Annotated in this window: 15 protein-coding genes; 5 read left to right on the forward strand and 10 right to left on the reverse strand. The window is 42.8% G+C overall.

Annotated elements, in window-relative coordinates; all coding sequences use genetic code 11:
- Positions 1 to 137: 137 nt before the first annotated feature.
- From HMPREF2794_RS20650 to HMPREF2794_RS30000, 5 genes are all read right to left on the reverse strand, one after another.
- Positions 138 to 464, reverse strand: a complete 327-nt coding sequence (locus HMPREF2794_RS20650) for a hypothetical protein (RefSeq protein ID WP_010536727.1) — start codon at positions 462 to 464, stop codon at positions 138 to 140.
- Between the two features lie 362 nt (positions 465 to 826).
- A complete protein-coding gene (locus HMPREF2794_RS20655) occupies positions 827 to 1219 on the reverse strand; it encodes a hypothetical protein (protein ID WP_240052952.1) in 393 nt (130 codons plus the stop codon).
- Positions 1220 to 1421: 202 nt separating this feature from the next.
- Positions 1422 to 2591, reverse strand: coding sequence for a MalY/PatB family protein (locus HMPREF2794_RS20660; RefSeq protein WP_055268624.1), 1170 nt, complete (start codon positions 2589 to 2591; stop codon positions 1422 to 1424).
- 167 nt (positions 2592 to 2758) lie between these two features.
- Positions 2759 to 5224: a beta-galactosidase gene (locus tag HMPREF2794_RS20665; RefSeq protein ID WP_240052953.1), complete on the reverse strand. Its 2466-nt coding sequence runs from the start codon at positions 5222 to 5224 to the stop codon at positions 2759 to 2761.
- Positions 5225 to 5366: 142 nt separating this feature from the next.
- Positions 5367 to 7493: a hybrid sensor histidine kinase/response regulator transcription factor gene (locus HMPREF2794_RS30000; protein WP_168166621.1), complete on the reverse strand. Its 2127-nt coding sequence runs from the start codon at positions 7491 to 7493 to the stop codon at positions 5367 to 5369.
- Positions 7494 to 7563: 70 nt separating this feature from the next.
- Here HMPREF2794_RS30000 and HMPREF2794_RS20675 point away from each other — a divergent pair, with 70 nt between their 5' ends.
- The 4 genes from HMPREF2794_RS20675 to HMPREF2794_RS20690 all read left to right on the forward strand — a co-directional run bounded on the left by HMPREF2794_RS20675 (position 7564) and on the right by HMPREF2794_RS20690 (position 13702).
- A complete protein-coding gene (locus HMPREF2794_RS20675; protein ID WP_070752520.1) occupies positions 7564 to 8349 on the forward strand; it encodes a Cof-type HAD-IIB family hydrolase in 786 nt (261 codons plus the stop codon).
- A 45-nt stretch (positions 8350 to 8394) separates the two neighbouring features.
- A complete protein-coding gene (locus HMPREF2794_RS20680) occupies positions 8395 to 10392 on the forward strand; it encodes a tetratricopeptide repeat protein (protein WP_070752522.1) in 1998 nt (665 codons plus the stop codon).
- A 160-nt stretch (positions 10393 to 10552) separates the two neighbouring features.
- Positions 10553 to 13069, forward strand: a complete 2517-nt coding sequence (locus tag HMPREF2794_RS20685; protein WP_055268614.1) for an AsmA family protein — start codon at positions 10553 to 10555, stop codon at positions 13067 to 13069.
- A gap of 18 nt (positions 13070 to 13087) precedes the next feature.
- Positions 13088 to 13702 (forward strand): L-threonylcarbamoyladenylate synthase, encoded by a 615-nt coding sequence (locus HMPREF2794_RS20690; RefSeq protein ID WP_010536718.1) that lies wholly within the window; start codon positions 13088 to 13090, stop codon positions 13700 to 13702.
- A 129-nt stretch (positions 13703 to 13831) separates the two neighbouring features.
- Here HMPREF2794_RS20690 and nagB read toward each other — a convergent pair whose 3' ends face one another.
- From nagB to HMPREF2794_RS20705, 3 genes are read right to left on the reverse strand one after another with little or no spacing between them, the layout of a single operon-like run.
- On the reverse strand, positions 13832 to 14644 hold the full coding sequence (nagB, locus tag HMPREF2794_RS20695; RefSeq protein ID WP_010536717.1) for a glucosamine-6-phosphate deaminase: 813 nt from the start codon (positions 14642 to 14644) through the stop codon (positions 13832 to 13834).
- Positions 14645 to 14695: 51 nt separating this feature from the next.
- Entirely contained in the window at positions 14696 to 15892 is a 1197-nt protein-coding gene (locus HMPREF2794_RS20700) for an FprA family A-type flavoprotein (protein ID WP_010536716.1), read from the reverse strand.
- A gap of 55 nt (positions 15893 to 15947) precedes the next feature.
- A complete protein-coding gene (locus HMPREF2794_RS20705) occupies positions 15948 to 16922 on the reverse strand; it encodes a tRNA modification radical SAM protein MnmL/YtqA (RefSeq protein WP_070752525.1) in 975 nt (324 codons plus the stop codon).
- A gap of 443 nt (positions 16923 to 17365) precedes the next feature.
- Between HMPREF2794_RS20705 and HMPREF2794_RS20710 the strand changes: the two genes are divergently transcribed.
- A complete protein-coding gene (locus tag HMPREF2794_RS20710) occupies positions 17366 to 21715 on the forward strand; it encodes a hybrid sensor histidine kinase/response regulator transcription factor (protein WP_070752527.1) in 4350 nt (1449 codons plus the stop codon).
- Positions 21716 to 21985: 270 nt separating this feature from the next.
- Here the strand turns inward: HMPREF2794_RS20710 and HMPREF2794_RS20715 are convergent, their stop codons facing one another.
- The gene (locus HMPREF2794_RS20715; RefSeq protein ID WP_070752529.1) at positions 21986 to 23563 is read right to left on the reverse strand and encodes a glycoside hydrolase family 28 protein; all 1578 of its coding nucleotides are present in this window, start codon (positions 23561 to 23563) and stop codon (positions 21986 to 21988) included.
- A gap of 205 nt (positions 23564 to 23768) precedes the next feature.
- The gene (locus HMPREF2794_RS20720; protein ID WP_227034094.1) at positions 23769 to 25847 is read right to left on the reverse strand and encodes a RagB/SusD family nutrient uptake outer membrane protein; all 2079 of its coding nucleotides are present in this window, start codon (positions 25845 to 25847) and stop codon (positions 23769 to 23771) included.

Here is a 25847-nt window from a genome sequence, read left to right on the forward strand (position 1 = left end):
TCTCACTCTGCTACCACATTCGCTCTCATCACTGTAATACCGATGAACAGGAGGATACAGACGAATAGTGAGAGCATGGGAGCAAAACTCATATTAAATCTATTGGGAGAGATAAATTAGTTGAAACAGAGTTAAGTTCAACCGATTTCCTCTTCATTCGACTTCGTTTGTTCTGTTTGTAATTCTTTCAATTTTATGATTTCTATAGCATTCTGAACATATTCCCGTGTCAATACCAAACGGGCCATAACACGATCCGAGCAGGGTGATGCATCATCTACAAACTCATCAATAAGGACATTAAGGAAACAAAGTGTGCAATTAAGATCCTGTTTTGACGACTCATCAATACTTTCAATTTGTCCAAAACTGGGCCAGTTGTCTTTAAGAAAGGCAAGTTTATCGGTGGTGTTCTGCAAATCAGTCTTCATCAAGCAGGTACCGGAACAAGTAGGGTCATCCATAATTATTTGTTTTTTTATTTGTGTGTATTTCCGCACGCTTTCAAAAGAAAAGCGTGGAAACTATTACCACATTACCCCTCGCTGGCTCTGGTAGGGCCGTACTCGAATAATAAGCAATAGCTCCACACCCATGAGGCATATAACATATATATATACAACAGAGACGTGGAGAATGGTTACTTATTATCTGCGAGCTTCAAATTTACCAGATTTGCGAAACAGATAATAAATACGCTATCCCCAAAATAAAAAAGCGTAGCTCCTTTGCAGAGATACGCCACAAATATAGTTATATTTTCCGATATTGAAACTTTGGTGAGTACTATTTTGCCATCTGATTTAGTTGGAATACTGCCATATCGCTATTCGTCCCTATTCTGAAAGGAGGTCCTCACAAAGATAATCCGCTGGATAAGCAGACAGCAAGTAACTCCCAACGCATAATAGAAACCGTGATTCAGCGATGGTACAAACAACTTCGTCACATCGGCTATCAACAAAGCAAAAATCATATACAAGGTAAATACCAGCCATACCGAACCGATGTGAAACATGGATTTCGACAATAGAACAGGCATATCAATGTGACGGGTCAGCATAGCGATTACCAGCGAGAACGCTACCAGCCAGTAGATGACAGACAGCAGCACCTTCATCCCCAGTGAGAAACCGGAGAGCATCTGTAAAGCACGGATAAATATGTAGACATTGCCTCCTACATAGGCAAGTATAAATATCAGGAAAAATATCCGCATAATCGTTATAAGTTAAAATGGTTATCAAATACATTATCGCCCTTCTCCGTAGTCAGGCAGTGGAGTGTCTGCATATTTTTGTGAGGTATTTGTCAGGAATCGAAGTCTATATTTGCTAAAATAAAGATTATGCAGCAGAAACACCATGTTTCTACTACATAATAATTATAATTAGGTTTATGCGAGACATTCAGCAATACTGCTATCTATTGTTGACCGCCTGCTCCAGTTGCTTCAAAGCTTTCTCCAGCGTAGCACGTGGACAAGCGATATTCAACCGCATAAATCCTTCACCCTCTTTGCCGAAAGTCGTTCCTTCATTCAAAGCTAAATGAGCATCTTCCACAAACAGGTTGTTCAGTTCTTTCTGATTCAATCCCAGTTCGCGGCAATCCAAAAAGATAAGGTAAGATGCTTGCGGACGGATCATTCTGATGGCAGGAATATGTTCCTTCAGATAATTTTCGGTAAAGTCAATATTTGCTTTTATATAAGCTATGACCTGATCCAGCCATTCAGTACCATGACTGTACGCCGCCGCTACACTGAGATAAGCAAACAAGTGTCCTTCGCTAAACTCGCCAGCTTCCATATATACCTGAAACCGGTGACGAAGCTCGTCATTCTCGATGATTGCATAAGAGCTTGCCAGTCCGGGCATATTAAATGCCTTGCTCGGAGACATAAATACAAGTGAATTCATTCGCGCTTTCTCCGAAATCAAGGCAAAGGCAGGATGCTTGTAAGGAGGTAAAGTCAAGTCGGCATGAATCTCGTCAGAAATCACCAAGGTACCGCTTTCGTAGCAGATATCAGCAATCTGTGACAATTCCTCTTTCGTCCATACCCGTCCGCCCGGATTATGGGGATTGCTTAGAATAAGCAGTTTACATCCTTGTACATCTTTACGGAAACGGTCAAAATCAATATGATATTGTCCCTCTTTCAGCACCAGCGGACTGAATACCACTTCACGTTCATTCTTCTGCGTCACCAGGAAGAAAGGATGGTACACAGGAGGCAGCACCATCACTTTATCTCCTTTCTCCGTGAAGCAATGGATAGCAAAAGCCAGTCCACGGACAATACCGGGAGTAAACGTCAGCATTTCTTCACGAATCTCCCAGCCATGCCGTTCTTTCAGCCAGTTGACAATGGATTCCGCCCACTCTTTGCAAGCAAAGGTATACCCCAACACTTCATGATCGAGACGTTTCTTTAAAGCCTCGATAACAAAAGGAGCCGTACGAAAATCCATATCGGCCACCCACATCGGAATCAAATCATTACGTCCCCAACGTCCTTGTACGGCATCCCATTTTACGGAATCCGTACCGTTACGGTCTATTATTTCATCAAAATTATAGTTCATACTGCATAAGTTTTTATGTATCTTGAAGCAAAAGTACACAAAAACTCTGAGTTTGTATCTTAAAACTCTGTAACAGACGTTTTCTATCCTGCCGGTCTGTCAAATTTGTCTCGTTTCTGATACTCCCTTACCCCTCAATCGGAAGGTCTTAAGATTCGTTTCATGTCTTACTTTGTTATGTCAAATTTCACATCATATACCGGAGCTATGCGTATCCCTTGCGAAGATAACTCTAACTTCTTTCTGACAGATGGGTCCAGATAAATATTCACTTCCGGTGCAAAGGGAATTATCTGCAATAAATATTCCTGACTGCCCTGCCGCTTCATTCTGCCGGTGTCAAACATCATAGGACCTCCCCAATAGTAATCATCGGCTATCAATGCACCTTTATTATACAGAGCTCCGGTATCTCCCGTATAGTCTATCATCAAATAGGCATTTTTCACGGAAACAGGCAACTGAGGAACACTAACCGCATAATACAATGATGAGGGGACAGGCTTGAAATTCACAAAATACTGAGGTCCCGGACAAGACTCAGGAGTTTCTTTCAATCTGTTGTCTTCAGGATAAACCGGTTGCTGCGGAACATAAGAGTCCGGGTTCTGCTCTTTCCGGCAAGAGACCTGTAAGGGAACTGCCGGAACTTCAAAACGAATGACTTGAAATTCTCCCTGCTTACGTTTCTTCACACTGATTCCCTCCCGGACTTTCCAGCGGCTGTCCGCCGGATATATCTGCATTTCAAATTGATTCCTGTCGACATTGCGAACGGTTATTTCTTCCGAAGAAGGAATGACCTGCGAAGAAGTGATACATAAGAGATCTTCATTCCCTTTCTGTATCTTCCAGCTCCTACGGGCTTGCTCCTGAGTCAGCAGCAGAATTTTAGTCTGCCTGCCATTCACTGCCGACAACACGATCAGATGTTCTTTTTCCTGTCCGCACTTCAAGAGGTATTTATCGCCTGTATTCTTTACCGGACGACCATCCATCATCACTTTCTTCAACTGACCGGCAGAGAAAACCAGCTCTGAAGCAGTGGCCGGATGAGAAAGAAACACGTAAGTCGGCACCTTGTTTTTCAGAATATAGAGTGGCTGAACCGTTGCATAATGCAGTAAATGCCCGTTAATGTCTATATTGAAAGGCATAATCAGTTGCTCGCCGGATGCGATGTTCAGTGGCGGGAAAAGCAATTCTGTACCGCCTTGCTGCTGAATACGGATACGAATATCACTTAAATCCTTCATTTCCAGCAAACGCTGATAGTTATTGATAAAAACATAACCGCTATTTCCATGACTGCTCACGCTCATTCTCAACGTTTCATTGTCACCCGGTTTCAACGGACGTTTGTCGGGGAAAGTAGTCACTGTAGTTGCCAGGTGCGGTCCGAAATCATTCAGGAAGGCATGCAGAGTTTTCAGATCGTAATATGATTCATTCAATTGCCCCCACTCACCTATCGGTGCATTAAAATCGTAATTGATAATCGGATAGTCGTTGGGGTATTTGGTTGCTTTCGATTCTTGCAGCGTGCTGTATTTGCCTATGGGATTGGAGCCGCCATGATACATATAATATCCCATCATATTAGCTCCCGAACCTACTTTGACATAACTCTGGGCTACCACATCTTTGGCAGCGATCACAGGACGGCGATGGTAAGTGATCTGATTTCCTCCTCCCATCTCGGCTGTGCTATAAGGATATTGAAGTCCTTTGGACGTCGTATTTTCCTGCTCGCCCAGCAAATCGGCGCCCACAGCAGGATCACTAGCCCAGGAACTGAACAAGTAATTTCGTGACAAAGCCAGTTCGGTGACTTTTGAACTCCAGGGAGCTTCGGGATATCCTCCCCAGACAGGAATCAGCTCGGTCTGCTTCAAATCCGACTTAGGCCAGCCGGTAGCTGTATAATAAGGAACATCCATGCCGGATTGTATGGCTATCCGCTTCAGGTTCAGCATATGATTTAACCGCGTTCTGCTATCAAAACGATATTCGTTCTCGATCTGCAAGCCGATGACGGGACCTTCATTCTTAAAGTACATTCCTTCCGCCTGTTTGCCTATTTCATTGAAAAACCGCTCCACATGTTTCAGATAAACCGGATTATCTTTACGCACTCCTCCCTCAATGCCCATCAGCCAATCGGGAAAACCACCGTAACGAACCTCACCATGACACCACGGTCCGATTCGCAGCCACACATACATGCCATGCTGATGACATAGTTCCAGAAAATGACGCAAATCCTTATTACCTTCCCAAATATACGTATTCTCCTTTTCTTCATGATAGTTCCAGAAGACGTAAGTCGCTATGACAGTTACCCCGGATGCTTTCATTTTCAGGATGGATTCTTCCCAGTCGGCACGGGGAACACGACCGTAATGAATCTCACCCATTACAGGATACCAGGGTTGCCCGTCTTTCAGATAATACAGGTTGTTCAAAGAGAAGGAATGACCGGAAGGAGAAAGGTGAGTCCCCTGTTTCAAATGTCCTTCTATCAGTGGAGATTCCTTTGGCAAAACAACTGTATAGTCTTTTTGCGACCATACATACGTACTCATTAACAAGCTTATGCAAAGCAGTAGCAATCGGGATAATCGAAAATTCATAATACGTCATTTTTAGTTACATCACAAAGGTATGCCTAAATAACTCCCCCGAAGAGGAGAAAATGAACGGATAGCAAAACAAAATGAAAAAAGACAAAAGGAAATGGACAGCCAAGGGTACTTTTCAGACAAAAGCCCATCCTTACATATTTTCCATGTATTGTCTGGGAGTTTTTCCGTATTTCTCCACAAAGCATTTGGAGAAATAAGAAGAGTCGGAAAAGCCGACCATATACATGACTTCCGAAATCATAAACTGTTTCTTGGCAAGAAGCATCGCAGCCTTTTTCATCCGTATACCTTTTATATATTCAACTGTGGTATAGCCGGTCAGTTGTTTGACACGGCGATAAATCTGTTTTGAATGATAACCTGACAGTTCTGACAGTCTGGTTACATTCAAATCGGAGTTTGAAAGATTTTGCTCAATGACCTCCGTTATGTAAGTCAGGAACTTCTCATCCGGAGATTCTGTGATTACCGTATCTGTTTCCAAAGAAATGCCTTCCTCTTTCAGTTTACGCACTAACCGGTACTTATTACGGAGAATCCTATCGATATGCGCTACCAGCTCTTTGATATCAAAAGGCTTGGAGATAAATGCCTCGATTCCCAGTGACAACAGATTATATTCGGTCTTCTTGTCATCTTTTGCCGTCAGCATGATTACAGGGATAGTAGATGTCGTCAGGTTCGCCTTCAGTTGCTTTACCATCTCTACCCCGTTCATTACAGGCATCATAATGTCCGCAATGATCACATCGGGAGAATACTGCAGAGCCATCTCCATCCCTTTCTTGCCATTGTAGGCCAACAGGCATTCGGCATTATGCAGGCTATTCTCTCCCGAGTGATGATAATAATTCTCATCTGCCACATACAGTTTTCCTTTTTGGGAAAGCAGTTTCTCTTTATTGACTACGAAAACTCCTCCGCAATAAGCTACCAGATATAAATTACTATGATTATCGCCATTGATATAGTAAGTCCAGTTTGCATTCCGGGTATGTGTAGAATCTGCTATCTGATAATTCTCAAAGGTTTCCGTCGCATAGTCAAATCTGTTTATTCCACCATCGGTGGCAATCCATAAATCCTTGTCCCAATCTTCGTAAATATGCCGGATACGATTATGACTGATGGAATATTTACCCCGGTTCATCTTGAACCATAATGATTTGTTCTTAGCCGGATTATAATAACACAACCCATTGCTTCCTCCCCACCAATAATTATCGAGGGAATCCCTGTAGATGCAATAAATATCATTGCCTTCGTCAGACCTTACCAGACTATCCCATGAGTACGTTTCCACCATATGCGAATTGTAATACAGAGAAATGCCCGATCCTGTACCCAGCCATATATTCCCATCCCTGTCCTCAAAAATATGCCATATTATATTGTTTACCAGTGATTTCGTATTCTGAGAACTATGAACCGCATGCTCATAACGATTCAAACTTTCATCATAGATATACAATCCATTGTCCGTACCCAGCCACAACAAGCCATCAGCACTGATGTGCATATTCTTAACAGGAGTATGGGGGAACGGTGTGATGCGGGTAAACTTCCCCGACGAAATATCATATTTCCACAGTCCGTTCTCCCTGCCTATCCATACCCACCGGTTAGCGGAATCGACTTCTAATGAAAGTATTAAAGAAGATTCTTCGGAAGGCACAGACAAATATTCATAAGTATCTGCGGATTCATCATAAAGGTACAGCCCTTGATAGTTGGCAATAAGGAAGCGACTTTTGTCCAGCCTGACAATCGGATTAGTAGGCAATTGAGGTATTTTATCGACGGGCTGAAACGTATTCCGCCCGGTATCATATTTAATGAGACCGTTCAATGTGCCCAACAGAATGACCGAGTCATTCATCTGCTCAATGGCTCTTATGGACATAGTGGGAGAAGAAAGCAACTGACACGTATCTGACTTCAGATCCAGCAAATAAAGTCCTTTTTCTGTTCCCAAATAAAAATGGACATCATCTTGTTTCAGCGTACAATAAATGAAAGTTCCTTTTAAAACGTCACTGCCATCCAGCACCTTGTGTCTGCATACTTTCTGACCATCAAACATACTCAATCCGTTGGAAGTCCCCATCCATATAACGCCTTTCTCGTCCTGAAAAAAACAGTGGACAAATGCTCCTCCCTTATCGAAGTTCACAAACTCACGTGTCCTTTCTATCTGGGCATAAGAAGAGATACATAGCTGCAACAGCAAGAGGGAAACCAACATGTGTTTTATCATAATATTCAAGTATATATTCGTTTTACTCCTACAAAAATAGTACATTTGTACTCAATTCAAAAAGGAATCTATGACGAAAGCTTTATTTTTTGATATAGACGGAACGCTGGTTAGTTTCGAAACACATCGTATCCCGTCTTCTACTATTGAGGCATTAGAAGCCGCCCACGCAAAAGGGCTTAAAATATTTATCGCTACCGGACGTCCGAAAGCGATTATCAACAATCTTTCCGAATTGCAGGACCGGAACCTTATCGATGGATATATAACCATGAACGGGGCCTATTGCTTTGTCGGAGAAGAGGTGATTTACAAAAGTGCCATTCCGCAGGAAGAAGTAAAGGCAATGGCTGCTTTCTGCGAAAAGAAAGGAGTACCCTGCATCTTCGTGGAGGAACACAACATCTCTGTTTGTCAGCCGAATGAGATGGTGAAGAAGATCTTTTATGACTTCCTGCATGTCAATGTCATCCCAACGGTTTCGTTTGAAGAAGCAAGCAATAAAGAAGTAATCCAGATGACTCCTTTCATCACGGAAGAAGAAGAAAAAGAGGTGCTTCCCTCTATACCGACGTGTGAAATAGGACGCTGGTATCCGGCCTTCGCGGATGTCACAGCCAAAGGCGACACCAAACAGAAAGGCATTGACGAAATAATCCGGTATTTCGGTATCAGGCTGGAAGAAACGATGTCATTCGGCGACGGAGGAAATGATATCAGCATGCTTCGTCATGCAGCTATCGGGGTTGCCATGGGACAGGCCAAAGAGAATGTAAAAGCCGCAGCTGATTATGTGACAGCCCCCATTGATGAGGACGGCATCAGTAAGGCTATGAAACATTTCGGTATTATCTAATTTTATTTATCCGGTCGGTATCTCTGCCTATCCGTCACAAGTTTTATGAGCGTAGACATTAATAACGCAGCTTTTCAGGACGCCCTGAACCTTATCCAATATACCCGCCAGTCGGTTTTCCTGACCGGAAAAGCGGGTACAGGTAAATCTACATTCCTACGTTACGTCTGCGAACATACCAGAAAGAAACATGTTGTACTCGCACCTACCGGTATTGCCGCCATCAATGCCGGAGGGAGTACAATGCACAGTTTCTTTAAACTCCCTTTCTATCCGTTACTGCCGGATGATCCGAACTTAAGTCTTCAGAGAGGACGCATCCATGAGTTCTTCAAGTATACCAAACCGCACCGGAAGCTGTTGGAACAAATAGAACTGGTCATCATAGACGAAATCTCGATGGTACGGGCGGACATCATTGATGCTATCGACCGTATTTTACGCGTATATTCTCATAACTTACGGGAACCTTTCGGCGGAAAACAGTTATTATTGGTAGGTGATGTTTTCCAGCTGGAACCTGTAGTTAAAAACGATGAGCGGGAGATTCTGAACCGTGCCTACCCTACTCCGTACTTCTTCTCTGCAAAAGTATTCAGCCAGATCGACCTGGTATCCATCGAACTTCAGAAAGTGTACCGACAGACTGACCCCGTTTTTGTCAGCGTTCTCGACCATATCCGTACCAACACTGCCGGAGCCGCTGATCTTCAGCTGCTGAACACCCGATACGGAAGTCATATAGAGGAATCGGAAGCCGATATGTACATCACACTTGCCACCCGAAGGGATACAGTCGATTCGATCAATGAAAAGAAACTGGCTGAACTTGCGGGTGATCCGATCACTTTTGAGGGAAACATTGAAGGAGATTTCCCTGAAAGCAGTCTGCCAACCTCACAAGAACTCGTCTTAAAAACGGGTGCTCAAATCATCTTTATCAAGAATGATTTCGACCGCCGATGGGTAAACGGCACTATCGGAGTGATCGCCGGTATCGACGAGGAAGAAGAAACGATATACGTCATCACCGATGACGGCAAAGAATGTGATGTAAAACGGGAATCATGGCGTAACATCCGCTATCGCTACAACGAAAAGACGAAAGAGATTGAAGAAGAAGTCCTAGGCAGTTTCACACAATACCCTATCCGGCTGGCTTGGGCCATTACCGTTCACAAGAGTCAGGGACTGACTTTCAGCCGTGTAGTCATTGACTTCACAGGAGGGGTGTTTGCCGGCGGACAGGCGTATGTAGCCCTCAGCCGCTGTACCTCACTGGATGGTATCCAGCTCAAAAAGCCTATCCACCGGGCAGATATCTTTGTACGACCGGAGATTGTAAACTTTGCCGGACGGTTCAACGACCGGCAAGCTATTGACAAGGCACTAAAACAGGCGCAAGCGGATGTTCAATACGCTGCTGCCGCACGTGCATTCGATAAAGGGGATATGGAAGAGTGCCTGGAACAATTCTTCCGCGCCATCCACTCCCGTTATGATATAGAAAAACCTGTTCCCCGCCGTTTAATCCGCCGGAAACTTGGTATTATCAATACTTTGCAGGAACAGAACAAAAAACTGAAAGAACAAATGCGGGAACAACAGGAACGTCTGCGACAATATGCACACGAATACCTGTTGATGGGAAATGAGTGTATCACCCAAGCTCACGACGCCCGTGCCGCCATAGCCAATTACGATAAGGCGCTTAGTCTCGATCCTAACTATATAGACGCCTGGATACGAAAAGGAATCACCCTGCTCAACAGCAAGGAGTATTTTGATGCGGAAAACTGTTTCAATACGGCTGTCAGCCTCCACCCGGCAAACTTTAAAGCGGTATACAACCGTGGCAAACTCAGACTAAAACTGGAAAATACCGAAGGAGCCATAGCCGATCTGGACAAGGCAACCAGCCTGAAACCTGAACATGCCGGCGCACATGAACTTTTTGGTGACGCCCTGCTGAAAACCGGAAAAGAGGTAGAAGCCGCCATACAATGGAGAATAGCGGAAGAACTCAGAAAGAAGAAGTCATAAATAAGTACAAACATCCCTTTCGGAAAAGATACAGTTCTTTCCCCACTCAAAATGCTTCAGAAGCCTTCCGATTGTGAAAGTTGCTGAATATCACTTTACATCAAAAACTTTTTATTAACTTTGCCTTCGTATGTACGTCAAACTCTTAAAAGAAAAGCAAATGAAAAAAGGTTTGAAAATCGCAGCTATCATCGTAGGAGTAATTATCATTCTGATGCTCCTCCTTCCTTTCGCCTTCCAGGGAAAGATAGCAGGTATTGTAAAAACGGAAGGCAATAAGATGCTTAATGCACAATTTGACTTTAAGAAACTTAACATTAGCCTGTTCCGTAACTTCCCACAGGCTTCTGTCACTCTCGAAGATTTTTGGCTGAAAGGTGCAGGAGAATTCGCCAATGACACGCTTGTACAAGCCGGAGAAGTAACCGCCACCATCAATCTGTTCTCTCTTTTCGGAGACAGCGGCTATGACATTTCCAAAGTATTCATAGAAGATACCCGCCTGCATGCCATCGTTCTGCCGGACGGACGTGCCAACTGGGATATCATGAAACCCGATACAGCAGCTACACAGGAAACACCTGCCACGGAAGAAGAAGCTTCTCCTTTCAAAATTAAGCTGCAACGTTTCGTTATCAAGAACATGAATCTGATCTATGATGATCAACAAGGAAAAATGTATGCTGACATCCGTGATTTCAATGCGCTTTGTGCCGGAGATTTAGGCAGTGACCGCACGACTCTGAAATTAGAGGCTGAAACTAAATCACTGACTTATAAGATGAATGGAATTCCATTCATCGCAAATGCCAATATCTCCGCCAAAATGGATGTGGATGCCGATCTTGCCAACAACAAGTATACTTTGAAAGATAATGTTATCCGCCTCAACGCTATCCAGGCAGGTATCGACGGCTGGGTAGAACTGAAAGATCCTGCGATCGACATGGATCTGAAACTGAACACGAATGACGTAGGATTCAAAGAAATTCTTTCGTTGATTCCTGCTATCTACGCAACCGAATTCTCCAGCCTGAAAACTGACGGAACCGCCACTCTTACCGCATCGGCAAAGGGTATGCTACAAGGTGACACCGTTCCTGCCTTCAACATCGATATGCAAGTCAAGAACGCCATGTTCCGTTATCCGGCATTACCGGCAGGAGTCGACCAGATCAATGTCAGTGCCAATGTTCAGAATCCGGGTGGAAACATCGATCTGACCACTATCAAGATCAATCCGTTCAGTTTCCGTCTGGCAGGCAATCCGTTCAGTTTGATTGCAGATGTGAAAACCCCGGTCAGCGATCCTGACTTCAAGGCTGAAGCAAAGGGAGTACTCGATCTGGGAATGATCAAACAAGTATATCCACTGGGGGATATGGAACTGAATGGTACCATCAATGCCGATATGCAGATGGCCGGACGCCTTTCTTATATAGAAAAAGAGCAATATGACAATATGAAAGCATCCGGAACGATCGGCCTGACCAATATGAAACTGAAAATGCAGGATATGCCGGATGTGGATATCAAGAAATCGCTCTTTACCTTCACTCCGAAGTATCTGCAGCTAAGTGAAACAACCGTCAACATCGGCAAGAATGACATTACCGCCGACAGTCGTTTCGAAAATTATATCGGCTACGTCCTGAAAGGTACTACGCTGAAAGGAACGCTGAACATTCATTCCAATTATTTTAATCTGAATGATTTCATGACGGCTTCTGCAGACAGTACTGCAACTGCCGACGCTGCAACTACAGACTCCACTACTGTTACCGGTATCGTTGAAGTTCCTAAGAACATCGATTTCCAGATGGATGCCAACCTGAAGCAAGTATTATTTGACAAGATGACATTCAACAATATGAATGGTAAACTTGTGGTGAAAGACGGAAAAGTGGACATGAAGAATCTTTCTATGAGCACTATGGGTGGCAATGTGGTGATGAACGGTTATTATTCTACCGCCAACGCCAAGAAGCCGGAAATGAAAGCCGGGTTCAAACTGACCAACCTCAGTTTCTCACAAGCTTACAAAGAACTGGACATGGTACAACAACTGGCTCCTATCTTCGAAAGCCTGAAAGGAAACTTCTCCGGAAGTATCAACGTACTGACTGATCTGGATGCCACAATGAGTCCGGTACTGGATACCATGCAAGGAGACGGCAGCCTGTCTACCCGCGACCTCAGCCTAAGCGGCGTGAAAGCGATTGACCAGATAGCCGATGCCATCAAGCAGCCGAGTCTGAAAGAGATGAAAGTGAAGGATATGACGCTGGACTTCACCATCAAAGACGGACGAGTGGAAACCCAGCCGTTCGATATCAAGATGGGCGACTACAATCTGAATCTCTCCGGTAGCACAGGACTTGACCAGACTATCGACTATACGGGTAAAATCAAACTTCCTGCCTCTGCCGGCAATATATCTAAAATGATGACCCTCGACTTAAAGATCGGTGGTTCATTCACTTCTCCTAAGGTCAGTGTCGACACCAAGAGTATGGCAAACCAAGCTGTGGAAGCCGTAGCCAACGAAGCAATCAGTAAATTAGGAGAAAAGCTGGGACTCGACTCTGCAACCACTGCAAACAAAGATTCTATCAAACAGAAGGTTACAGAAAAGGCCGCCGAGAAAGCTCTGGAACTCTTGAAGAAAATCAAATAAAAGAAAGGAGAAGAGATTATGCTTCTGAAGCTGTATGATAAAAACAACAACCCGCAAGACCTGCAACGGGTAACCGACATCCTGAACGATGGCGGACTGATCATCTATCCTACGGATACGATGTACGCCATCGGCTGTCACGGATTGAAAGAGCGTGCCATCGAACGTATTTGCCGTATCAAGGAAATCGATCCGCGCAAAAACAATCTGTCCATCATCTGCTATGACCTGAGCAGTATCAGCGAATACGCCAAAGTAGGCAACAACGAGTTCAAGCTCATGAAGCATAATCTCCCCGGTCCGTTCACCTTTATCCTGAACGGAACCAACCGGTTGCCCAAAATCTTCCGCAACCGGAAAGAGGTAGGTATCCGCATGCCGGACAATAACATCATCCGTGAGATTGCCCGGTTATTGGATGCCCCCATCATGACGACCACGCTGCCGTATGACGAAAATGAAGACCTGGAATACATGACTGACCCTGAACTCATAGACGAGAAATTCGGAGATATGGTGGATTTAGTTATCGACGGAGGAATCGGAGGGATAGAACCCTCGACAGTAGTCAAATGTACAGAAGACGAGCCGGAAATCGTCCGACAAGGAAAAGGATGGCTGGAAGAAATCTAGCATCGGGGAACAGTTAACATATAGAAAACATATAAATTAGGCACGGATGACGCGGATTTCACGGTTTTTAGAGATTAAGTTGAGTATCTAAAACCGTGTTAATCCGCGTCATCCGTGCCTAAAATCCTCTTACTTGATCAAAGATTCGGGATCTAAGTGTGTAGCCTCAATATCTTTGAAGTAACGGTAAGTACCCACTTTCAGTTCTACAGTAGCAGCATCGTCACAAACGATGATACCTTTTTCATGCATCTGCAATGCACTGATAGTCCACATCTGTGTGATAGCACCTTCTACTGCATGATACAAAGCACGGGCTTTGTTATGTCCGTTTACAATGATCATCACTTCTTTTGCAGAAAGTACCGTACCGACTCCAACTGTCAGAGAAGTCTTTGGAACCTTATTGATGTCATTGTCGAAGAAACGGGAATTAGCAATGATAGTATCCATCGTCAATGTTTTCTGACGAGTGCGGGAAGTCAGTGAGGAACCCGGTTCGTTGAAAGCGATGTGTCCGTCAGGACCGATACCACCCATGAAAAGATCAATGCCACCGTAAGACTTAATCTTTTCCTCATAACGTGCACACTCTGCATCCAAGTCAGGAGCGTTACCATTCAGAATATTTGTATTCTCCGGTTTGATATCAATATGACCAAAGAAGTTATTCCACATAAAAGAATAGTAGCTTTCCGGATGTTCCTTCGGCAAACCAACATATTCATCCATATTGAATGTTACTACATTTTGGAAAGAAACAATTCCTTTCTTATTAAGGTCGATCAAAGCTTTATACATACCCAGAGGAGAAGATCCGGTAGGGCAGCCCAATACAAATGGTTTTTCGGGGGTTGGATTGGCAGCTTTTATTTTTGCAGCAACATAATGTGCAGCCCACTGAGATACGGACTGATAGTCCGGCTGAATAATAAGTCTCATAAGTCGATTGTTTTATAGGTTAGTCAATTAATAATTATCTCACTCATCGTTTTAACGGTCTTTCTTCAAACGGTCCGCCATCGCATGCGCTAAATTCTCGCACTGGGTATAGGTAATGTCTTTCATCGCCTGCTTCATCTCTACCGGATCGCCCACCAGTTCGAACTTGCTCTTTTCCGCAAATTCAGCCATACGCTTCACAGCAGCTCCTGCCCATGTGAAGGAACCGAAGTAGCCCAGATAACGTCCCTTAAGTTCGCGAACCAGAATCTTCGATAACAACGATTCCACTTCCGGGAAAATCTGATTGCTATATGTGGGAGAACCGATAATCAAACCCTTATAACGGAAAATATCCGCAATGATATAAGAAGGATCACTTTTACTCACATTGTGCATAACGATATTTTTGATTCCCTGTGCGGAGAGTTCTTCAGCAATAGCTTCCGCCATCTGCTCCGTATTTCCATACATGCTGCCATAGGCGATCACCACCCCCTCATCCGCATCGTAGCGGCTCAAACGGTCGTAAATTCCGATCACCTTGGCTATATTTTCTGTCCATACCGGCCCATGCGTAGAACAAATGGTAGTAATAGGCAGTCCTCCCAACTTTTGCAATGCTTTCTGTACCGGACTACCGTACTTGCCTACGATATTGGAGTAGTAACGAACCATTTCCCCCCAATACTTATCTACATTGATACGGGTATCCAGAAATCCGCCGTCCACTGTACCAAAACATCCGAATCCATCACCGGAGAAAAGGATTCCGTCTGTTTCATCGAATGTCATCATAGTCTCAGGCCAGTGCACCATTGGAGTCATATAGAAACGAAGCATATGCTTGCCTAAGGCAAGGAAATCTCCGTCTTTCACCAGATACTGCTCGCCGGTCACACCATAGAATCCTTCAATCATGCCAAAGGTCTGCTTATTACCAACAATGATAATATCCGGATAGTGCTGTTTAATCAATCGGATGGAGCCCGAGTGATCCGGTTCCATATGATTTATAATCAAATAGTTAATAGGGCGTTCACCGATTACTTGCTTGATTTTGCGCAAATAGACTTCAAAATAACAAATATCCACAGTATCCACCAACGCCACCATTTCATCATCAATCAAATAAGAGTTATACGAAACTCCATAGGGTAATGGCCACAACGCCTCAAAACGGTGTTTATTACGGTCATTCACTCCCACATAGTGGACATTTCCTTTAATTCTTGTTTTCTGTTCCATTCTTCAACTTTAATTAATTTCTGCTCACCAGCTATGATTCCCTTAAAACAGAGATTTACTCTGTGGTGAAGTTATCTTCCGCAAAAATAACTCTTTTTTCTGAATCCCTGTACTTCTTACCTTGATAAGCTCCCCTTTCTTTCATTCTTTTTTGCAAACGAGTTACAAATTCATAATTCTTCAACCCCCAGTCCGGAGCAATCAGTAATTCCTTGGGAGACTGCGAGACAAAACGTTCCAGCACCAGATCCGGATGAAGATGCTCTACATAATCAATTACCAGGTCAATATATTCGTCTACTTCCCTAAACAGATGAAAGCCTGTCGGGTTTTCTTCGTATTCATGCGCCATACGAGTACCACGGATTAACTGTAACTGATGAATTTTGAGAGTAGACAGAGGAAGTTCGGAAAGCATTCCTGCCTGCGCCACCATTGTGTCATGTGTTTCTCCAGGAAGACCAAGAATGATGTGTCCGCCTGTCAATATACCACAGGCAGCAGTACGCTGAACCGCTTCTACTGTATCCGCATAAGTATGTCCGCGATTGATGCGCCGCAAAGTCTCATCACTCGCACTCTCTATGCCATATTCCACCATCAGAAAAGTATGCTTATTGAGTTCTTCCAAATAACGGAGCAGGTCTTCCGGCATACAATCCGGACGTGTACCGATCACCAGTCCTACTACCCCATCCACCTGCAATGCTTCCTCGTATTTACGCTTTAATCCCTCTAATTCCGCATAAGTATTGGTATATGCCTGGAAGTATGCCAGGTATTTCATTTCCGGATATTTATGGGCAAAGAAACACTTCCCTTCCTCCAGTTGGGTAGCGACTGACTTTTCCGTCCGACAGTAGTCCGGATTGAAAGTCTGGTTATTGCAATAAGTGCAACCTCCCCATCCTTTTGTTCCATCCCGATTAGGACAAGTAAAGCCGGCATTTAATGATATTTTCTGCACTTTGTAAGGAAAATACTTTCGCAGAAAGGTCGGAAAATCATTATATTGTATTTGATGAGACATATCTATTTAATTCATTTGTTATTTGTGTGGCAAACATAAGAAAAAACAGCGAGTTACAGAAAGATGCCCCAAAATATCTTCAATATATTAAAAAAAACATAAAGTGCATAAGATAAATTAATATTTATTGCGAAAGCAGAAAGTATTTAGTTAGTTTTGTGTGATTTTAAGCATTGACGGGAGGATACTTGTGAAAGTCTTGTGCAATTATTCCCCAATTATGATTTCATCTCACCATACCCCATGCGACTCTCGTCAATAAACTATCCTCTTTATGTTCTAAAAACAGAATGTAAAGAGGATTTTTAGCATAAGTAAGCCGGAAGGATACCTAGAAAGAGGAAAAAATAGGCAAACTTTCGTATTATCTGTTCAATGTACCGCCCGGAGTTCTTGTTTTCCATCCTTTTGCTTATTTTTGTTCGAACAAAAACACCAATATTATGAAACACATATTGTTCCTCCTTATTTCTCTTCTCAATTATTGCATACTAGTAGCCCAACCTACCTATCAAATCAAACATTATTCCGTTAATGATGGAATGTCACAAGGAATAGTCCAGACTATTATACAAGATAAAAAAGGATTTTTATGGTTCGGAACCTGGAACGGTCTGAACAAATTTGACGGGTATACATTCAAAAACTATAAAACATCCTATAAAGATGCTTATATTCTAAATACCAATCGAATCAGCCAGATAGCGGAGACTAAATATGGAGATATCTGGTGTCAAGTCTATGACGGACGTGTGTATATGTTCGATAACCAAACGGAGAAGTTTATCGATGTCCTGAGCTCTGTGGCAGAATCCATGATAGTGAACAATTATGCCGACCATATTTATACTCTCTCAAAAGGTGTTTCCTGGATCACATTTCAAAATGAATGTGTCGCCGTCCGTATTGACGATCAACTTTGCAAACAGGGGAAAGGAATTACTTTATACAGTGCTTTTAAACAAAACCTAAAAGGAGACAAAATCTATACAGTTTTTGAAGATTCCGAAGGTGATGAATGGATACTGACCAACAAAGGTATTTCTATTGTAGGGAAAAAGCAGGTAGACAGCGATTTCCCGTTTCAATATATCAAAGAAGCGGATGGAATTATTTATTTAGTTTCCCAATCGGACAAATTGGCCTCTTACAATTTTAAGAGCAGACAATTCAAATTCATAGAGATTCCTTATCATGTTTCGATGATTAACGAAGTCAAGAAATTTGACTCCAATACACTTTTGCTGGCTACAGACAACGGACTGATTATTTATAAGATAAAAGAAAAAAAATTCCAGTTAATTGATATACGCACATCAACACAACCTTCCAGCGTCGTACAGTCTGTTTATCAAGACCATTACAAGGAACTATGGATATTCCCCAAAACGACAGGAGTAATCCGTTATAATCCATCTACCGAGGAAATGCAGCATTTGTTCACACCAGCCAACGAAGTGATCAGATATGAACGGAAAAACAAGAATGTGATCTTTGAAGATCAGCAACACACGTTGTGGATTCTCCCTCCGGAAGGGAATCTGTCTTATTATGACCGTGAAAAGAAAGAACTGAAACCCATGCTGAAGGACAGCAACAATCCGAAGTCTGTTTTCAGTCCGCTCGTCCGTTTTTATACATTAGACAATCAGGGTAATTGCTGGCTGACCAGTGCACGCGGCATTTACAAATTGTCTTTCTTCCCGCATACTTATAATCTGGTGCATATTGACGATGGATTTGAGACCCGTGCTTTTTTATGCGACAGTGAAAAGAGGGTGTGGGTTTCTTCGAAGGCACAGGTCATCAGAGTGTACCAACCGGACGGACAGTTGGGAGGCTATCTGACACCACAAGGAAAAATAAGCAAAGACAAGCATAGCTTTACAAGTGTATATTGCTTTCTTGAAGACCATGAAGGCAATATCTGGATAGGAACAAAAGAAAACGGCATTTATCTGTTAAAGAAAAAGTCGCCGGATTCCTATTCCGTACAACAATTCACTCATCAACCGAATATGCCATACAGTTTGAGCGGCAACAGTGTATATTCCATTTTTCAAGATAGCCATAAACGTATCTGGATAGGCTGCTACGGTGGAGGAATCAATCTACTGACCTGCAACAAGAACGGAAAGACAGAATTTATACACAGCGATAATGAGTTGAAAAATTACCCGACCGGCTACGCTTCAAAAGTCCGCCACATATCCGAAGCACCGGGCGGTGTGCTGTTGATAGGAACAACCAACGGACTACTGACTTTCTCCAATCAATTTGAGAGACCGGAAGAAATCAAGTTTTATCGTAATTGTTGCGAGTCAGGAATAAGTACCAGCCTGAGCGGAAACGATGTGATGCATACGTACACTGACAAGCAAAAACGAACCTACATAGCCAGCTTTACAGGAGGTATCAGCCAAATCGTGTCCAAGAATCTACTCAGCAATAAGATTGAGTTCAAGACATATACAACCGATGATGGCCTTGCTTCAGACTTGGTACAGGCCATACAAGAAGACCAACAAGGTAACTTATGGATCCTTTCCGAAAATGCAATTTCCAAGTTCGACACACAAAGAGAGGCTTTTGAAAATTATGGACTGAACTCTCTACACCAGGAATTCAGTTTTTCAGAAGCAGCTCCAGTGATCAACGCACGAAATCAAATTGTATTCGGTACAGATAAAGGCTTCATTGAAATTTCTCCCAAAGAAATGCAGAAAAGTACCTATGTTCCCCCTATCGTCTTCACCGGGTTGAAAGTGCAAGGTCAATCTTCTGTCATCGCCATTGACGATCTGGAAGAATTACGCCTTAAACCTTCCCAGCGGAATGTTACTTTCCAGTTTGCAGCACTTGATTATGTCGATTCTAAAGAAATCCGCTACGCATATCGATTGAAAGGATTGGAAGAAGAATGGCATGACGGGGACAAAAACCGCTCTGCCAGCTACATCAACCTGCCGAATGGCAATTATAAACTGCAAATCAAATCTACCAACAGTGATGGCGTATGGATGAACAATATCCGCACTTTATCTATCAACGTACTGCCTACTTTCTGGGAAACGGGCTGGGCATGGCTTCTTTACCTTATTCTCTTTATTCTCTTTACAGGTACTATCGTATATGTACTCTTTTACATTTATCGTTTACGCCATCAAGTAGATATCGAGCAACAATTATCCAATATCAAGCTCCGTTTCTTTACCGACATATCTCACGAGCTTCGGACACCACTGACCCTGATCAGCAGTCCGGTCAATGAAGTACTGGAAAATGAAGATTTATCCGCCACAGCCCGTGAACATCTGGCTGTGGTACAAAAGAACGCCGAACGTATGTTACGTCTCATGAATCAGATTCTGGACTTCCGCAAAATACAGAATCAGAAGATGAAAGTGCTTGTGGAGAAGACAGACCTGATTCCACTTCTTGAAAAAGTAATGATCAACTTCCGCTTGATTGCAGAAGAAAAGAAGATTAATTTCCGGTTAGAGAGCGAACTTAAGTCAATATATGCATGGGTAGACCGTGATAAGTTCGAAAAGATATTCTTTAATCTGATATCCAACGCATTCAAATATACACCAGCTGAAAAGGCGATTATAATAGAAGTGACAAAACGGATGGATAAAGTGACGATCTCTGTTGTGGATGAGGGCATCGGGATTGAACCAACTAAACTACGTAATTTGTTTCAACGCTTTGAAACACTAGCCCAACAAAATATGCTCCAACCGTCTTCCGGCATCGGTCTGTCATTGGTAAAAGAAATGGTCGATATGCATCATGGTACAATCAAAGTAACAAGCGAACCGGAAGCAGGAAGCCGTTTCGTGGTAACTCTGCCTCTCCAAAAAGAAGTCTTCGAACAAGATAGTCAAGTGGAATTTATTCTGAATGACAGCCAAAGTCCGGCTACTCGTCCGGACAGTTGCCTCCAGACTGAGAAAAGACCAGAAGCGGAAGACAAAGAAGATATGGTAAATAATACGGTTCCGGATACGTTTACTATATTGGTGGTTGAGGACAACGAGGAACTAAAAGTTTTCTTAAAGAACATCTTATCTGAGAATTACACTGTTATCACCGCTCCGAACGGAAAAAAAGGATTGCAACACGCAGTTGATAATATACCCGATCTTATCATCAGTGACGTAATGATGCCGGTTATGGACGGTCTCGAGATGATTCGGCAAATCAAAGAAAACAACAACATCTGCCACATTCCCATTATTGTATTATCGGCAAAAGCCTCTTTGGATGACCGGATTGCCGGACTGGAGCAAGGTGTAGATGACTATATCACGAAACCTTTCAGCGCTACATATCTGAAAACACGTATCGCTTCACTGCTCCGCCAACGCAAATCCTTGCAGGAAATCTATATGGCCAAACTGACGGAAGGAAAAAAAATAGGTGTCGCAGAAGCTCTTACCCCGTCGCAACCGCAGATTACTCCTTATGACGAGCAATTCATGCAAAAGGTAATGGAGTTCATAGAAGAACAGATGGATAATGCCGAACTGACCATCGACGAATTTGCAGAGCATCTGATGCTTAGCCGTACCATCTTCTACCGAAAACTAAAGTCCATCATCGGCCTGACTCCTGTAGATTTCATACGTGAAGTACGCATCAAACGTGCAGCACAGCTAATAGACAGCGGGGAATATAATTTCTCACAGGTAGCCTATATGACCGGTTTCAATGACCCGAAGTATTTCAGTAAATGCTTCAAGAAGATAGTAGGTATTACGCCTTCCGAATATAAAGAAAAGAAATAAAAGAAGAAAGGCTTTCCGCAAAGTCCATATAAGAACAATTTCGGACTCTACAAGAATGAACTGAATTGTACGGTTATAAACTAATGTGCTATTACGGCACATTAGCCGACCATATGTATTCATTAATCATCATAATCAGTTGTTTTCTTTCGTCTCACTCAGGTGAGACGAAAGAAAACAACCAAAACCATAGAAGATTTTGACTAGCAGAATACGTATTTATCACTAATTTCCAACAAATTAGTAACAGTTCCGAATCTATTTGTTCCACTAATTTCCGGAAAGTAGCATCTTTCCAGAATCCTTTTTATATTCTTTTCCGTTAATAATGACACCTGTAGCATTTTCTATCTGTATGGCCGGAATCTCGGAATCCTCCACTTTGATATTCTCCATATTTACCTGAGAAGCCTGATTGATTACAATACCTTTCTTGGCATTAGTTACAGTCATGTTCTTGATAAGGATATTCTTTAGAGGCATTTCCGGCAGTCCGTTGAAATAGACTGCCCGGCCCGCACCTCTGCAAAGAACATTTGAAATATAAATATTCCTGAAAACAGGAGTTTCCTCATTTACATCCGGTATCGGAGTTTCCGGAGAGCCATTGACAGCATAATACAAATCCATCGTCAGAGCATCATTGGGAATATCAATCATATTGATATTATCTATGAAAATATTCTCCACTACGCCACCACGTCCGCGTGTACTCTTAAACCGCAGACCTACATCTGTGCCCACGAAAGAACAGCCCGATACATATACATTCCGAACACCACCGGACATTTCGCTGCCGATTACGAATCCGCCATGCCCATGCAAAACTGTATTATTCTTAATAATCACGTTTTCACAAGGTTCCCCCCGCCTGCGTCCATCCTCATCTTTACCCGATTTCAGACAGATAGCATCATCCCCCGCATCAAAGAAACAATTAGTGACCAGTACATTTTTACACGACTCCACATCCAACGCATCGCCATTTTGCGAATACCAGGGATTGAATACCTTCACATCGTTCAAAGTCAAAGATTCGCAGGACAAAGGATGGATACACCAGCCCGGTGAGTTCTTGAAAGTCACCCCTTCCAGCAGAATCCGTTTACTTTTTACTATACTCAGCATAACAGGACGCAACCAGCTTTTCATGTAAATCCACTCTTCATCGGTTATTTCTTTCTGTCCGCTATTTTGTCCGGTCATAAGTACAGAGGCTTTCAAAGCACCCGCATCAGGATACCATACCTTTCCATTCTCATCCACTTTACCACCCGAACTCACCAGATTTTTCCATTGCCGTTCCGTCATCTTATCTTTCTTGACCGGACGCCATCTATCTCCTGCCCCGTCGAAAACACCACTGCCGGTGATGGCTATATTCTCAGCATTCATTGCCGAAATCGGCGATTGGCAACGCTTGGTGTCCAGCCCTTCGAAAGAAGCTTCGATGATGGGATATAGAGATGTATCGCTGCTAAATACAATAAGAGCATTCTTCTCAGTATATAGATTAACGTTACTCAAAAGTACAACGGGCCCCGTCAACCATAACCCTTCGGGTATGATAACTTTCCCTCCTCCTTTGGAGCTTACCGTTTTGATTGCATTGTTTATCGCCTCTGTATTCAAGGTAACACCATCACTGAGTGCGCCGAAATCACGGATATTAACCTCATAATCGGGAAAGGAAGGTTTGCTCACTTCAGGCATCGAAAACGGAAGATTCTTGTACACATCTTCTTTCTCTTTAGTTCCATTTCCCGGATTCGAATAAGCCAGGCATGATATAAACATCAATATACCTGTCATCATAACTCTCAAATCCTTTTTCAAAAGTGTATTCATCTTTTTAAAATTTATATTATCGACAAAAATAATGGAAGTACACTACCATTAAGTTCAAATATTGATAGATAAGGAGTAAAAAATAGTCGTTCGTCATTCATTTGCTAATAATACGCATCCGAAGAATTGTCCATAAAAAAGCCATAGCAGAAAATATTATGAATATTCCCTTACTATGGCCTTTTATTTAATCCTGAAAACGCCTTTAATCTATGGTTAGAGTTTCATCATCTTGCCAATCTATAGTTCCGGCAGCACCGTTCTGGTCTGTCCAACCTTTGGTTTGTCCGAGCCAGGAGTTATTGTCCAGAATATCCTTCGATAGCCCCATCATATAATAATTAGATCTCCAGCCCATCTTAATCCATTCATTATTGTTATTCTTATCCGGTTGCGCATTGGGCTCCCCATACTGGAAGTTAGCTTCCCAAAAATCGGCAACCTTTTTAAGTTGGTCCTGAAAATCGACTGACTCAGGGTCAGCAAAAATAGTCTTACGAAGATCTGCCAATACATCTTTGCTGCCAGGTGTATATCCATCTTTTACATCTACATATTTAGCTGTACGATATTTCTCAGTCAACGGAGTTACGCCCAAGAAAGAACAAGTATTTGTAGTGCTTAACTGCATATTTTCCCCTTGTCCTCCATCATAAAGCATCCAACGCCAAATATCCCAGTACCGTTTTCCTTCAAAAGCCAACTCAACCTGACGTTCGCGTAAACAAGCAGCGAGTGCTGAAGCACGATCTGTCACATAAGTATCCAATCCATAGTTGTTATCTGACGGAATACCGACACGGGCACGCAATTTTCCAATTGTTTGTTTACATAAGTCTATCTGATTGGTCGCCGCATAACATTCGGCCAGATTCAACTGTAATTCCGCGTAACGAAAATCATAAATATGTACACCTGAAGCTTCATAGTTATTATCCGAAGCCGTATTGAGCCCACTCATCTTACGTACACACACCGGACTAGTTATATTTACGCCTTCACTATATGCAAATCCACTAGTGGTTGATTCTGAAGTTCTCCAACGATAAGCCCAAACGGTATCATTAGTCAACGCTTTATGTCCCCACTTTAAACCACTGAATGCAAATGTCTGGTAAAAACGTGGATCACGATATTCCATGAAACGTAAACTTCCATCTACCACTCTGTGACTAGCATCAGGAAGGGTTCCATCAGCCATCGGGAATACATCTATTAATTCAATAGGTACACCTTTTCCACCGCTACCTCCCTGAGAAGTCAGTCGAATAGACTTTTCCCAACGATTGTTTTTGTAACCCAACGAAGAATTACTTTCCTTTGCCAATAATCTGACAACTAACGTCTCTCTATTGGAATGTTCGTTATCATCATCAGCAAGTATCTTGCCCCAAGTTACAGCATCAGTCACACCGTTCAAGCCACTGGCAGTAATGCCCGACATAGCGTCTTGAGTGGCTTTCAATGCTTGTTGCCAACGGATATTACCAGCATCATTCCAATTTTTATTAAAAATAGGGCTGGCATAGAATAGCAAGACACGACTTTTATAAGCTAATGCACCACCCCGTGTCAACCGACCGTAGTCGTTTGTCCCCCATTCGTCCGGCAATAAAGTAGACGCCTCGGTCAAATCTTTCACTATCTGATCTATACACTGAGTTACAGAAGCTCTTGGTAGTCCTGCATCGGTCGCTTCCGCATTCAACACGGTTGTCACAATAGGTACACAACCATACATACGAACCAAATCGAACAATTGCATGGCACGCAAAAAGAGTGCCTGACCTTTGGCTTGATCTTTAGTCTCCTGCGAAACGGAGGAAGCATTTATATCACGAAGTAAAACATTACAATTACGAATGCGTGTATAGGCATTATTGGTAATGCTTGAACCTAATGCCTTTCCAAAATAACCGGCAAACAACGGATCATAACTTTTACCACTGGAAGCATCAGTCTGTGTCTTTATATCATCAATTGTCGAATATTGGGTACTCGGGTCAATCCGGCTGGTAGAAGTAATACCCCACATCTCATCTGTAAACTCATTGAAGTCCTGCGCATAAGCTGTATGCAATCCCAAGTACTGAGATGCCGGAGAAGTGTAATTCTCAAAGCAATTCTGATAAAGCCCTGCCAAATACCAGGTAATTTTGGTTTCGGAATCAAAATCATCATAAGCTCCATAATTATTCATATCCAAAAAGGAATCATTACATCCGGACATGAACATTCCCAGAGCTAAAGTTCCCGCATATAATAAGTTTTTCTTTTTCATCAT

The organism is Bacteroides sp. HMSC067B03, from assembly GCF_001811315.1.
Classification (GTDB): domain Bacteria; phylum Bacteroidota; class Bacteroidia; order Bacteroidales; family Bacteroidaceae; genus Bacteroides; species Bacteroides faecis.

Bases quoted from the DNA above. Each gene is read 5' to 3' on its own strand.
- HMPREF2794_RS20650 (WP_010536727.1), bottom strand. From the start codon at position 464: ATGGATGACCCTACTTGTTCCGGTACCTGCTTGATGAAGACTGATTTG.
- HMPREF2794_RS20655 (WP_240052952.1), bottom strand. From the start codon at position 1,219: ATGCGGATATTTTTCCTGATATTTATACTTGCCTATGTAGGAGGCAAT.
- HMPREF2794_RS20660 (WP_055268624.1), bottom strand. From the start codon at position 2,591: ATGAACTATAATTTTGATGAAATAATAGACCGTAACGGTACGGATTCC.
- HMPREF2794_RS20665 (WP_240052953.1), bottom strand. From the start codon at position 5,224: ATGAATTTTCGATTATCCCGATTGCTACTGCTTTGCATAAGCTTGTTA.
- HMPREF2794_RS30000 (WP_168166621.1), bottom strand. From the start codon at position 7,493: ATGATAAAACACATGTTGGTTTCCCTCTTGCTGTTGCAGCTATGTATC.
- HMPREF2794_RS20675 (WP_070752520.1), top strand. From the start codon at position 7,564: ATGACGAAAGCTTTATTTTTTGATATAGACGGAACGCTGGTTAGTTTC.
- HMPREF2794_RS20680 (WP_070752522.1), top strand. From the start codon at position 8,395: ATGAGCGTAGACATTAATAACGCAGCTTTTCAGGACGCCCTGAACCTT.
- HMPREF2794_RS20685 (WP_055268614.1), top strand. From the start codon at position 10,553: ATGAAAAAAGGTTTGAAAATCGCAGCTATCATCGTAGGAGTAATTATC.
- HMPREF2794_RS20690 (WP_010536718.1), top strand. From the start codon at position 13,088: ATGCTTCTGAAGCTGTATGATAAAAACAACAACCCGCAAGACCTGCAA.
- nagB (WP_010536717.1), bottom strand. From the start codon at position 14,644: ATGAGACTTATTATTCAGCCGGACTATCAGTCCGTATCTCAGTGGGCT.
- HMPREF2794_RS20700 (WP_010536716.1), bottom strand. From the start codon at position 15,892: ATGGAACAGAAAACAAGAATTAAAGGAAATGTCCACTATGTGGGAGTG.
- HMPREF2794_RS20705 (WP_070752525.1), bottom strand. From the start codon at position 16,922: ATGTCTCATCAAATACAATATAATGATTTTCCGACCTTTCTGCGAAAG.
- HMPREF2794_RS20710 (WP_070752527.1), top strand. From the start codon at position 17,366: ATGAAACACATATTGTTCCTCCTTATTTCTCTTCTCAATTATTGCATA.
- HMPREF2794_RS20715 (WP_070752529.1), bottom strand. From the start codon at position 23,563: ATGAATACACTTTTGAAAAAGGATTTGAGAGTTATGATGACAGGTATA.
- HMPREF2794_RS20720 (WP_227034094.1), bottom strand. From the start codon at position 25,847: ATGATGAAAAAGAAAAACTTATTATATGCGGGAACTTTAGCTCTGGGA.